The 12,361-nt window shown below is 47.6% G+C and carries 10 protein-coding genes; 4 read left to right on the top strand and 6 right to left on the bottom strand.

Annotated features, from left to right (window positions below):
* Window positions 1–9: 9 nt before the first annotated feature.
* A complete protein-coding gene (locus BGO59_RS26250; RefSeq protein WP_293688597.1) occupies window positions 10–828 on the bottom strand; it encodes a DNA-formamidopyrimidine glycosylase family protein in 819 nt (272 codons plus the stop codon).
* Window positions 829–1,188: 360 nt separating this feature from the next.
* Here BGO59_RS26250 and BGO59_RS26245 point away from each other — a divergent pair, with 360 nt between their 5' ends.
* The gene (locus tag BGO59_RS26245; RefSeq protein ID WP_293688595.1) at window positions 1,189–2,124 is read left to right on the top strand and encodes a hypothetical protein; all 936 of its coding nucleotides are present in this window, start codon (window positions 1,189–1,191) and stop codon (window positions 2,122–2,124) included.
* Window positions 2,125–2,199: 75 nt separating this feature from the next.
* On the opposite strand, the gene BGO59_RS26240 is transcribed toward BGO59_RS26245, so the two are convergent.
* Both BGO59_RS26240 and BGO59_RS26235 read right to left on the bottom strand, forming a co-directional pair.
* On the bottom strand, window positions 2,200–4,752 hold the full coding sequence (locus BGO59_RS26240) for a TonB-dependent receptor (protein ID WP_293688593.1): 2,553 nt from the start codon (window positions 4,750–4,752) through the stop codon (window positions 2,200–2,202).
* 142 nt (window positions 4,753–4,894) lie between these two features.
* Entirely contained in the window at window positions 4,895–5,752 is an 858-nt protein-coding gene (locus BGO59_RS26235; protein WP_293688591.1) for a hypothetical protein, read from the bottom strand.
* 265 nt (window positions 5,753–6,017) lie between these two features.
* Here BGO59_RS26235 and BGO59_RS26230 point away from each other — a divergent pair, with 265 nt between their 5' ends.
* From BGO59_RS26230 to BGO59_RS26220, 3 genes are all read left to right on the top strand, one after another.
* Window positions 6,018–7,076, top strand: coding sequence for a sensor histidine kinase (locus BGO59_RS26230; RefSeq protein ID WP_293688589.1), 1,059 nt, complete (start codon window positions 6,018–6,020; stop codon window positions 7,074–7,076).
* Window positions 7,077–7,141: 65 nt separating this feature from the next.
* The gene (locus BGO59_RS26225; RefSeq protein WP_293688587.1) at window positions 7,142–8,353 is read left to right on the top strand and encodes a PQQ-dependent sugar dehydrogenase; all 1,212 of its coding nucleotides are present in this window, start codon (window positions 7,142–7,144) and stop codon (window positions 8,351–8,353) included.
* A gap of 69 nt (window positions 8,354–8,422) precedes the next feature.
* Complete coding sequence (locus BGO59_RS26220; protein ID WP_293688585.1) at window positions 8,423–9,136, top strand: LytTR family DNA-binding domain-containing protein; 714 nt, start codon at window positions 8,423–8,425, stop codon at window positions 9,134–9,136.
* Window positions 9,137–9,175: 39 nt separating this feature from the next.
* On the opposite strand, the gene BGO59_RS26215 is transcribed toward BGO59_RS26220, so the two are convergent.
* The 3 genes from BGO59_RS26215 to BGO59_RS26205 all read right to left on the bottom strand — a co-directional run bounded on the left by BGO59_RS26215 (window position 9,176) and on the right by BGO59_RS26205 (window position 12,218).
* Window positions 9,176–9,610 (bottom strand): hypothetical protein, encoded by a 435-nt coding sequence (locus tag BGO59_RS26215; protein WP_293688583.1) that lies wholly within the window; start codon window positions 9,608–9,610, stop codon window positions 9,176–9,178.
* The gene (locus BGO59_RS26210; protein WP_293688581.1) at window positions 9,607–10,479 is read right to left on the bottom strand and encodes a transglutaminase family protein; all 873 of its coding nucleotides are present in this window, start codon (window positions 10,477–10,479) and stop codon (window positions 9,607–9,609) included. Before BGO59_RS26210 ends, BGO59_RS26215 begins: the two co-directional genes overlap by 4 nt.
* A gap of 113 nt (window positions 10,480–10,592) precedes the next feature.
* Window positions 10,593–12,218 carry an OmpA family protein gene (locus tag BGO59_RS26205; RefSeq protein WP_293688579.1) on the bottom strand — a complete coding sequence of 542 codons (1,626 nt, stop codon included), beginning with the start codon at window positions 12,216–12,218 and terminating at the stop codon, window positions 10,593–10,595.
* Window positions 12,219–12,361 lie beyond the last annotated feature (143 nt).

Below are 12,361 nucleotides of genomic sequence, written 5' to 3'. Positions count from 1 at the left end.
GATGCAAGTTCAATGGATAAATTGTTCACGGGGGCAGAAGAAGGTAGTGCGTCCGCCAACCACCGAACGCTCGATGCGGGTATGACAACGGGGACAGAATTTGTGCGCTTCAACGTCATCATAGGGTGAGTTATCCCACTCACGAACGTGAATCAGAAAATCAATAGGGAAATCACGATAGGTAGCTTCGTACCGGATAGCCGTTTCGAGAACAAGCCGGATTGCGTCGTGTAGCTGGCTTATCTGAATATCACTAAGCGTTTCGGCGCGTTGTTCAGGATGAATCCGTGCCTGAAACAATACTTCATCGACAATCCAGTTGCCCAGCCCTGCCACCACTCGTTGGTCGAGCAAAACAGGCTTGATAAACGCTTTTTTACGCCGGACTTGTTCGGTTAATTCGTCTACAGATATAGCAAGGCCATCCGCACCAATTTTCTTTCGGTTCAGGAATTCATCGATGTTTTCAATCAGGCCTATCCGCTCGAATTTCCGGGGGCATAAGAAACCCAGATTGAAGCCGTTTGTAAATTCAAATACGATTCGGGCAAAGCGCGGACGGTCGAGAGACGAGTGGTAGTATTCCAGATCGCCCGTCATACCAAAGTGCATGTGGACGATGATGCCCGGCTGATCGGTGTGTATGAACAGGTTTTTTCCCACCCGCTCTGTTCCGACGAATTGCCGCCCAGTTAACCTAGCCTGTAGTGTATGGTAGTCTGTAGTAAGCAGTTTTTTATCTTCCACCTCAATGTGGCTGATAGGCTGATAAAGCGATGACGTTTCGAGGTATTGGCGTCGGATCTCGACCTCTGGAAGTTCTGGCATTCGGATTTGATTTTGGACGTAAACCTTCTGTGTGTCAGGGTTGTTTTGGGATATGGAGTTTATCCTACTAAGGGAATATGCTTACTATAGAGTAAATAAAATATTTATCGAACGGTCTATGTGTCTGATAATCATTATATAAATTTGCGGTGTTTTATAGGTACTATTTAAACCTTTTTTTAACTCCATGAGTTGTTCATTACAATAGGTTGCTGTAAGCTGGCGTTCCGGTAATGTCGCTCATAAAAAAATCTATCATTTTTCATTCAAACAAAAGCTTGGATGTAACAACCTCTACACAACCGCGAAAGCGGCTTTTTTAAGTTTGTGCATGTTTAATCGTTAAACTGAAAATTTGCAATGGAAAATAATGCGCCCAAGTCAAAAGCAAATGGTGCTCTTCTGGCTGCCCTGATCATTATGACGGGTTTAGCCGGTGTATCGAGTTATCTGTACTTTGATCAAAAGAAGGTTTCTGAAAACCAGGAAGTAACCATATCAGAACGTGTTGAAGAACTGTCGACCACTCGCGTTAAGCTGGACTCGATCTCAACGGCGTTGGATGCTAAAATTGCTGAAGTACAGAAATTAGGCGGTGATGTATCGGAGCTAGAGAAGATGAAAGTGCAATTGGAGCAGGATAAAGCGGCTTTAAAACGCGGTAACCGGGTTTCGATTGCTAAGTATGAAGCTAAAATCAAGCAATACGAAGCTTTCTTGGCGGAAAAAGATACGCTCATTGCTGGTCTGCAACGTGAAAATGTCACACTCGCTACCAACGTAAAAACGCTGGATGAAGAGAATACCGGTCTGAAAACAAATCGTCAGCAATTACGGGATTCTGTGAACACATTCGTTGCGCAAAACAATGAATTGACCACTAAAGTAACTCGTGCTGCTGCCTTGAAAGCACAGAACGTAAAAGTATTCGCGGTTAATTCGAAGGGCAAAGTGAAAGAAGACGATGCCTACAAAGCCAAAAAGCTGGACAAAATCAAAGTAGTATACACGCTGCTGGATAACCCGCTGACGAGAGAAGAAGCGAAAGATGTCTATGTTCGGGTGCTTGATCCTGACGGCGCTGTTGTTTCGGATATGGCTAATGGCTCTGGTACATTCACCGTTGACGGTAATGAAACCATCTATACCACGAAACAAACGGTGAACTATACCAACAACAACCAGAATGTTGAGTTGCTGTATAGCCGTGGTATTCCATATAAGCCTGGTAAATACACTGTTGAACTGTATTCGGAAGGTTTCCGTATCGGTTCGGGTGAATTTGCTATACGCTAATTGGTTAAGCAGATAACTTAAAAAAATCGCGCTGCCCGACGGTAGCGCGATTTTTTTATGAAGTAACTGGACTTGCTATTTCCTGGGCAACTCCCAAATCAGGTTTGTGTAATAGAAACCACCTACAGCGGGGCCACCAATAAAGGTATAGTAAGGTTGATTTAATAGGTTGGTGCCACCTACTTTAACTAATAGGCCTGCTTTGCGGAGCTGATAACTGAGTTGAGCATCTACAGTGTTGATGGCTGGCACTGTTCCCGTAGCCAGTTCTGATTGCCACAGGAAGCTGCGCTGATATTTGTAATTGATAGAGAAGCCAATCCCATTCCAAAGGTTTCCGTTCGTAACGGTTAGGTTGGTAATCCACTGAGGTGTGTTGAAGGCGCTTTCCAGCCCGTCCCCATTTTCGGCCCGGTCGAGTTTCGCAAAGGAGGCATTACCGCCCAATGACCAGTTAGTCGTCACGCTATAACGTAGGGCAGCACTGGCGCCATAGTTGTACACACGGGTTTGCGAGTTGGTCCAGAGACGATACCGATCCTGCGTCGTTGAACTCGAAAAATAGTAAGCCAGCGAGTCGGAGTTGCTTCCTTTGGGCAGATTGGCATTGACCTGTGCGATAAAGTTTCGATAGGCGCTGTAATAGAAATCAACATCGACATACAGGCGCTGAGCAAACCAAAGTCCTTTATAACCGATCTCAAAACTATTGATCTGCTCAGGTTTAAGGTACGTATAGGGACTTGCCTTCAGGAGCCCTTTGTTTTTCTGAATAGCCTGACTGGTAGATAGGCCGTTAGTATTGACATCGGTTGTAATGGCTGCCTGAAAAGCATTGATAGAGGTGACCAGATAGGCATTTTCGTAAATACCCTTCGACATGATCGGAAGTCCACCGACTCGCTTGACACCCCCCGAATTGACATTTGAAAAAGCCTCAAAAAGCGATGGAAACCGATACCCATTCTGATAAGATACCCGGAGATTGTGGTAGTCAGTAGGGGAGTAGACCAGTGCCAGTCGAGGGTTTAGCCGAGGATCAAAGTAGGTATTCTTATCGAGTCGTAGTGAGCCTGTCACTTTTAGTCGGTCGTCCAGAAAGTTGCGGCTGGCCTGCACAAAACCGCCTTCTTTTCCATAGACCAGATTATGCCCAGGTTCGGTTGGGTTAATGAAATAATTACCATCGGGGAAGACGACATAGCGCCGGAAATCAAAGCCTATCAATAGATCAATACCCGTTTGCTGTCGAAAATTCTTCCAGAGCACTTTGGTTGGTTCCCACTGTCCTTCGGCATGGTATAGCCAGGATTTAACCTGTAAAGCAGCACCAATATCCCAGTTGTTGATCGCTCGAAGGTTGCTAATCAGTGTGTTAAATGCTGCTGTGCCTGGAATTGGTCGACCCCGGTCGGCAAACGATCGGGCATCCCGGAGTGCATCAGGAACCGTCATATCGGCTTTGGTATCGGCATTAAACTGACTGGTAAAATCAGCGAACCATTGATTATCCGATTTGAACGATTTATCGATGTTCTCCGCCATCGACCGGATGTTGTAAGAATCACCTGTATTTTCCCGAGAGCGATATGCGCGGATTTGTACGGAAGGCGATGTAAACGTCAGGCTATGCTGGTCAAGCACATAATTTTCCAGTCGAAATCGATTTGTACGCTGATACACATTGTTGAGCGTAGCCCCCTGGTACGTGTAGGCCAATTCTATAGTAGGGGAAAAGCGGTAGTGTAGTGAGAGATCACCCCGCAGATTCAGCAGCCGATAGTCGGTGACCTGAGATTCATAATACCCTGTACGGGCTATGCTATAGCGTTTGCCGCCCAGGGTTAAGGTTCGTCGGTTAGCTGATTCGTTCCCATAGCTGTTCACTGGGTCGAGTGCCGGGTTATCCGCGCCCAGCAGCCCTAGGGAGCTGTTTCCCGTTGGATTCAGATCCATCGAATTAGCGGCAATCCAGTCATACCCGCGCTGATAGACCAGATTGACTTTGAAGGCCAATCGGTTGCCGATCCGCTGGGCGTAGCGTAAGCTGGTTTCGGAATATAGTTGCGCTGAAACGGCTGCATCAGCTACATGGTTGACGCCGGTTTTCTGCCCGATGCTCAGACCAGGCGAATCGAACGGGTTACGTGTAATAATATTGACCAGACCATTGAGCGCATTCATACCGTACAAAGCCGAGGCAACACCGGGCACTACCTCAACACGCTGAATGTCTAAATCAGAGGGCGCTAAGGCACTGGCAATGGGAGCGCCGATATGGGGAGCCTGATTATCGCGCCCATCAACGAGCTGTACAAAACGGACGTTGGTTGTGTTGGCAAAGCCACGTGTGTTGTACACCTTAAAACCCAGGCTAGAGGTCAATACCTGAACACCTTTCAGGTTCTCTATGGCATCGAAGTAAGAGGGTTGAGCCGATAGTCGAATTCGTCGAGCATCCAGCACTTCGATACTTACCGGAGAGCGTAGAATTGATTCGGGTACCCTCGAGGCCGAAACAACAACTTCAGCCAATTCGCGTGAACGCAGGGTATCTGGACTAGGTATTGTATCGCCTGCAACATGCATAGAAGCAAAACCTAGCCAGATAAGTGTAGAGTTGAGCATATAGGTTGTACAATCGACCTATCAATCGTTATATTTTGGCGAATATAACGATTGGCTGGCTAATTTGACTGCTCAATCAGGATTGTTTATCCTGTGTCTATTATCTATCGGAAGAAGTAGCAAAGAGTTACGGAAAACGTGATTACAAACTGATCGGAATTGGTGTGAATTGCTGTTCGCTGGTATCCGGCTTGGGGATTAAGTTAGGCTGCCGGGGGTTAACGAATTGAGGTTGCAAGGTGAAGCTGAATCGGGCATTGTGCCTCTTTACTGCATACAGAAACCGTTTCTGAGCGATATGTACCATGACCCGGCAGATGGTGTCGGGAATAAGCGCTAAATCGAGTCGTCTTCTGTACGAATACAGATTACTGAATTCTTCGTAGAGCGGCCGTTTATGCTGATCGACGATCTCAATTTTATAGCGTAACCGTTCGGGATTGTTGACCAGTAGGTGTAATTTACCCGCTTGATTTATATAAGCGTGAACATGATATGAAGCAGAAGTGGCTGCGTTAGTCGTATCAATATCAGGTCGGGAAGCCAGATTTGGACGCAGTTTGGCGGGTTCAGAAGGTAAGAGTTCCGTTTTGATGCGAGTCGTTAAGAGCTGATTGGCTACTAGCTGAGCCAGCAATTGATCGAACTGTTTCCGGTTTCTGCGGCTGAGCCGTACCCATTGCCCCGGCAGATTTTCTTCGTAAAGCAGCTGACGATCAGCGCCAAAAAATTGAATCTGAGTACTCCGCGAAGCAGCCAGTGTTTTCAGCCGCCAATAGCCCTGGCTAGAGTCTGGCTCATCCATGGGTTGTAATGTATACCGATCAGGCTGGGCTTTTAGCGAGTATGCGCTTACTAAAAGAAAAACTACGCTGATCAGTAGTAAATCAAAACGCAGATTCGTGCGGATTAGACGCCCTAGTAAGGCCAGATAGCGTTTAGTTACAAATCGAGTTGAGATGTTGCTTTGTCTGTGCAGGGCCATGGAATGATTGTGCATACTTGTTGATAGATTTAAATTCGACGTTGTATTCCCGTCGACAAATCAATCGATTAGCCTGATACAAGAAGGGCATTTTAGCCTAATGACAGGTCTGCTTGCCCACATGACTCCGTAAACGCCAGAAGCGCAGTTGGTCGAGTAAATCGTGTCATTTGTCGAGTAAGGATTCCGTTGAGGAGCCTGTCGACGCTGTTGGGCAAATTATTCCTGAATGAATCCTCCGACGCTGTAATTTCGAAGCCTGAATGCAAGCATTGTGAAGATGGTTCAGTTGCGGACGCTTAACCAGGACGGACGACCTCGGCGAGAAGCCTTGACGCAGGGCCTTTTCTGGATAGGCTATTTTCTGTTCGAATGGCTCAACACAGGAGCGTACATGGACAATTTCCAGCAAAGCTTTCGCCAGATAGCCTTGAATATTCCATTGCTCCTGATTGCCGGATACTGGCATCTGCTCATCACAGTACGGCGGTTTTTGCTGACGGGTCGTATGCCTGGATTTTGGTTGAGTCTGATTGGTGGAATCGTCGTGTTCGGGCTTTTGCGCCGGATGACGAACTATACATTTCTATATCCGGTCTACTACCCGGATGGTTTGCAAAAGCCACTTTTTTATTGGCCAAAAATTCTGGCCGAATCCATGCAGCTTCATTTAGTGGTTGGCCTGTTTGTAGCAGTTGAGTTGGTCAGGCACGCGCTGCGCCAGCAGCAACTGAGCGAAACCTATCGGCGGGAAAAACTATCGGCCGAATACCGATTGCTGCAATCGCAGGTACAGCCCCACTTTTTGTTCAACACCCTCAATAACCTGATTTCGGTTTCGATACACCAGCCAGCACAGATGCCGCATCTACTGCAACGACTGGCCGGACTGCTCAGTTACCAGCTTCACGAAAGTCACCGCTCCGAAGTGCCAATCACCAAAGAAATCGATTATCTGTCAGATTATATTGCGCTGGAAAAGATCCGGTATGGCGATCGACTGGATGTACAGACAAACTTTGATGAACTGACTAGTCTGAATCAGGTTATGATTCCACCCATGCTTTTGTTACCCTTTGTCGAAAATGCGTTCAAACATGGGGCTGCCCAAACAGAAACGGCTTGCTGGATTCAGCTACATTTGTCGCAGAGTAGCAACCGGCTGGTTTTTTCTGTCGAAAACTCGGTGCCTGATGATGTTGTCTATCCCGAAGCATCGGGGCTTGGACTAACGAATCTTAAACGACGGCTGGACATCTTATTTCCAGGGCAATATGAGCTGGTGACCTTGCCCGAAGATAGTCAGTTTTTGGCTGTCCTGAAATTCGCCTTAACTTAACGCTTTAATCAACTAAACATCAATCACATCAAAGAATCTAACGTTAATTAACCATGATAAAACGAATGATAGTGCCAATCAGTAGTGTAGGCTTGGTCCTGATTGGTCTTACGATGGACGCCTGTGGTCAGCCAACGGCTGGCAGTAGTACCGCATCTGTCGAAACAAAAGCGCCTAACTCTGCTTATAAATCGGCTTTTGCTGGTCAAACACGGATCGCAGCTACAAAAACAACAACTCCCTACGAAGGCAAAGTCCTAACCGAAGCTCTTACAAGTCCCTGGGGTATAACTAGTCTGCCCGATGGTCGATTGCTTGTCACACAGCGGGAAGGCTCCATGCGCATCGTGACAACGGCCGGAAAGGTGAGTGACCCAATTACGGGTTTACCAGCCGTGAACTCATCCGGTCAGGGCGGTCTTCTGGGTGTTCGTGTCGACCCCGATTTTGCCACGAATCGTATGGTGTACTGGGTGTTTTCAGAGCCTCTGTCTGATGGAAATCTGACAGCCGTTGCAAAGGGTAAACTGTCGGCAGATGAGAAGAAAATAGAAAATGCCACGGTTATCTACCGGGCTACCCCTGCCTATAAAGGAAATTTACACTATGGTGGCCGGATTTTGATCGACAAGCAGGGTAATCTGGTGATCAGTACTGGCGAACGGTCGGATCTTGTAACGCGTCCTCAGGCCCAATCCCTTAATTCGGGTTTAGGCAAAGTGATTCGCATTACTAAAGATGGTAAACCCGCTTCGGGAAATCCATTCGTGGGTCGGGCCGACGCGCGTCCTGAATTATACTCCTACGGGCATCGAAATGTACAGAGTCTGGCATTTCATCCGGTAACGGGCGATCTGTGGGAAGGTGAGTTTGGACCACGGGGTGGCGATGAGATCAACCGGATTCAGCCAGGTAAAAACTATGGCTGGCCCACTATTACGTATGGCATCGAATACAGTGGCCAGAAAGTAGGAGAAGGTATCCAGCAGAAAGATGGGCTCGAACAGCCCGTTTACTACTGGGACCCCAGTGTTTCGCCAAGCGGTATGACGTTCTACAGTGGCAACAACGTACCGGAGTGGAACAACAACCTGTTCATTGGTACGTTGAGTGGCATGCACGTGCTACGACTGGTTATTGAGAACAACAAAGTAGTTGGCGAAGAACGACTGTTGTCGGACCAGCTTCAGCGTTTCCGGGATATTACCCAGGGGAAAGATGGCGCTTTATATGCCGTTACCGATCAGGGGCGGTTATACCGAATCGATAAAAAATAAGGCGTTGCTATACGGTTATCGACGGATGGTCCATTCGGGTCAGTTCGTTCCAAACTACTGTCCGATCTGATGGCTGTTCGTTGTTTTGTACTGGATGATGAGCCTCTGGCAACCGACCTGTTAAAAGAATACATAGGTCGGTTGCCAGATTTTCAACTGATGGGCGTATCGAATAGCCCAACGCGTGCCCTGCCATTTCTTCAGCAAACTACCGTCGATGTCTTATTTCTAGACATCCAAATGCCCCGCCTGACCGGTTTCGATCTGTTACGACCATTAGGCTATCGGCCTAAAGTAATTTTCACCACGGCTTTTCGGGAATATGCATTGGATAGTTACGAGTTCGATGTGGTGGACTTTCTGGTAAAGCCCATTTCCTTTGAACGATTCCTGCAATCGGTCGGTAAAATCTATCGGTTTCTGCCCGCTAAAACCGCGCAGACCGAAGCGCCTGAACGGGTTCGACCTGCCAAGAACTACCAGTACTTTAAGGTCGATAAGGAAATGGTTAAGATTGACCTGGACGATATTCTATGGATTGAGAGCCTGAAAGATTATGTCAGGATTCACACCGTATCTGGTCCATTAGTCTCCTATTTACGCATCAGTTACCTCGAAGAAAAACTCCCTCCCGACCACTTCGTCAGAATCCACAAATCGTTTATTGTATCGCTGGACCACATTCAGGCTATCAGCGCCAGTTATATCCGGGTCAATAATGAAGAACTACCTATTGGGCGGATCTACAAAGCCAAACTCGACGAAGTGCTTCAGCGTCGATGAAAAGAGAATTTTGGCTTAACCGTCGCTGAAGAAACTCGTTTATTGCTTAACCCCGACAAACTCACTGATTGAGCCATCCTGAGCAGCCAACCGCAGCAGTTGCCCCTGTTTTTCCATACCGCTATTTGTGAATACGCGATCGGTTTGTAGGGTACCTATGCTGGTATTGGCTACTTGTAGCTCGACTCCATCTGATTTACGCTGTAGCCGTACATGTGAAATGGCCTTTGTCTCAGAAGAAGGATACGGTTTGTTGAGTAGCAGGGTTACATTACTATCTGACTCCTGTTTTAGCTCAACATAGGGCATCTGGCCTGGCGAAAGGGCTACATACGATGGGTCGAGGTAAAAATTAGTGCGGTAGGTTCCAACTGCTTCGCTGGCAAGGGAAGAGGTGCTCGGCTGAATATCAGACTCGTGCTGGCAAGCCGTCAGTACACCGATCAGAGCACAGAAAAGCAGTTGTATTTTCATGGTGTATTGGTCGTTGGTTGGTTAGACCCAACAGATGCCGAAAGGGTTGGAGCGTCGTCAACTTTTTTTTCTGCTTCGTGGATTTCTGGCTGAGCCATATCTACCCACACCTTCATGTCGTTAAGTTTCATCGGACCAAACTGCGTCGTAAAAGCTACATCGGCTGCATCACGTCCATAGGCTACCGTTATTCGATTACCACGCGGTTCGGTCTGAGTGGCATCAAACGTAAACCAGCGCCCATCGACATAGGCTTCGAACCAGGCGTGTAAGTCCATAGGATCGAGCTGATACAAATACCCAACGACCATACGGGCCGGAATATTTAGCGATCGGCAAAGAGAAATACCCAAATGGGTGAAATCCCGACAAACACCGATTCGATTGTTGGCGGTATCTACAGCCGATGTACTGGCATCGCTGGTGCCGTATTCGTACTTGACGTTCTCATGAATCCATTTTCGGATAGCTTCGGCCTGGTCGTAGCCTGGTTCAGTATTGGCGGTAATATCAGCGGCAAGGTTCCCTAACTGATCCGACTGACAATACCGGCTAGGCAGGGTATAATGGAGCACATCGTCGGGCAAATCTTCGACGGGTGTATAGGGCGCGCCTGGTGCCACATCGATCAGATCAGCGGTTTGAACAGTGGCCGAAAAATGAATGGAGAAAGGTCCTGCTGGAGCAACAACCCGCTGACAAAGATTGCCATACATGTCGGTAAACTCCGTAACATTAACCGCTGGGGTAATCTGGTACTCTTCCCGAATAATCCATTGCCCTGCTCCAGAGCGGGGGCGTAGCATTAATATTAAAGGGGTTGGCGTTTCGGCGTCAAAATAAAGTTCACAGCCTGCATTCAGTTGCATAGTGATTTGAGAGAAATCTGTTTGCGTGTAGTTATACAATGTTAACTCAAACAGGCTTTTATGGTTGCGTTTTACCGATTTTTATCTGCTCATAGCCAGGCTCTATTACTGCTTTATTTCTTGACAATGGCAAACTCAACACGACGGTTTTGCTGACGACCGGCTTCGGTATCATTTGTGGCAATCGGTTTGCTTTCGCCAAAGCCTTTGCTTCCAACCCGATCTGGTTCAATACCTTTGCTGATGAAGTACTCCCGAACGGCATCGGCCCGGTCCTGAGAGAGTTTGTTATTGATTTCATTCGAACCCGTGTTATCAGTGTGGCCGCGAACCTCGATCGTCATTTTCGGATTCTCATTCAGCGTGGTCACTAATCGGTCCAGCTCAGGGCCCGATTCCGGGCGAAGTTCTGTTTTACCCGTATCGAAGAAAATGTTATTCAGCCGGATAACGGAGCCTTCTTTGATGGGGGCCATTTTGACGGGATCGCTCTTAATTTCCTGAAAGCCTTTGGCTTGCGTCAGATCAATATTTATACTTTCGGAAATAAAATCCTTTGCAATGGCCCGAACAGAAAATTTCTGGCCGTAAGGAAGCACAATTTTGTATTCGCCCGTAAGCGGATCGGAGGTAGCTTCGCCAACTTCGGCACCATCGGGTAAGGTCTGGTAAACGATGCGGGCTTCAATGGGCTTGCCAGTAATCTGGTCGACTACTTTGCCACTGATCAGCGCAACTGGATCGGGGCGAGTGGCGTCTGTTTGGCCCGCTACTTCATCGCCACTACCCAAACGACTTGGTTGATTTGTCGGTCGATCTTCGGTAAGCTTAACCCGGACAATATCCCCTTTTCCAACTGTGTTTTTAAAGGTGGTCAGATACGCATAATCTCCCGAAGCCGACAGCGTATAATACGCGTCGTATCCATCGGTATTCACTTTCGGGCCCAGGTTGACGGGCTTGGTCCAGTGTTTCCAGGTTTTATCGACGCGCTTGGTCACATAAATATCGTTGCTACCCAGGCCGCCATCCCGGTTACTGGAAAAATACAGCGTAGCGCCATCAGGAGCCAGAAAGGGTGTAGTTTCGGTGAATTTTGTATTTACCTCAGAGCCCAAGTCCATTGGTTTGGTCCAGGAGCCATCCTTTTGCCGGAAGGAAACGTAAATGTCATCTTCCTTGCTGTTTTTCTTCTCGCTGAAGGCCATGACCAGCGTTTTGCCATCGGCCGACATAAACCCGCAGTCGAACTGGCCTTTGCTCATACCGACATAGCCCGGAATATCAATCTTTTGTGGGGGCGACCAACCAGTAGCGGTTTTCTTACTGATCGAAAAGCCGCGTGTTTCGTAGTTTCCGTTGTTGTATTGCCCCTTTATGAGCATGGTGTTGCCATCGGGCGTGATGCTGTAGGCGCAGTTGTACTCGTCTTTGTTTAAGGGAAAGCCCATGCGCCGGGCAGGGCCCCATTTGCCACTGACTGCGTCCAGATCAGAAAACCAGATATCCTGACTGCCTTTGGTGCCGTGGGTATTGTTGGGGTGGCTTATACGGGCGAAATACAAGGTTTTCCCATCCGGCGAAATAACTGGATTGATCTCGTTGTATTCAGAATTGACCTGATTACCGAGGTTTTCAACAGCGGGATTAGCCAATACTGTCGAGTCTTTCTTCGCCTGTCCATACAAGTGACCGGCAACGGAGAAAAAAGCTGCGACAATAATACCGTGGGCATTCATGTGGATTGTAGGAAATGGGAGTGGAGTACTTTGAAAAGAACGATAAGAGCGGACGGTTTTGTATGCTGCTATGTTAGCTAAGTCTTTGAATTAAGCTTGTTTATTTTAAGGCCAATACCTGTTAAATGATCAAAATCGTTATC

The organism is Spirosoma sp. 48-14 (assembly GCF_001898575.1).
Classification (GTDB): domain Bacteria; phylum Bacteroidota; class Bacteroidia; order Cytophagales; family Spirosomataceae; genus Spirosoma.
The sequence above is the reverse complement of the archived record's forward strand: the minus strand, read 5'-3'. Positions and strand labels throughout refer to the sequence as shown.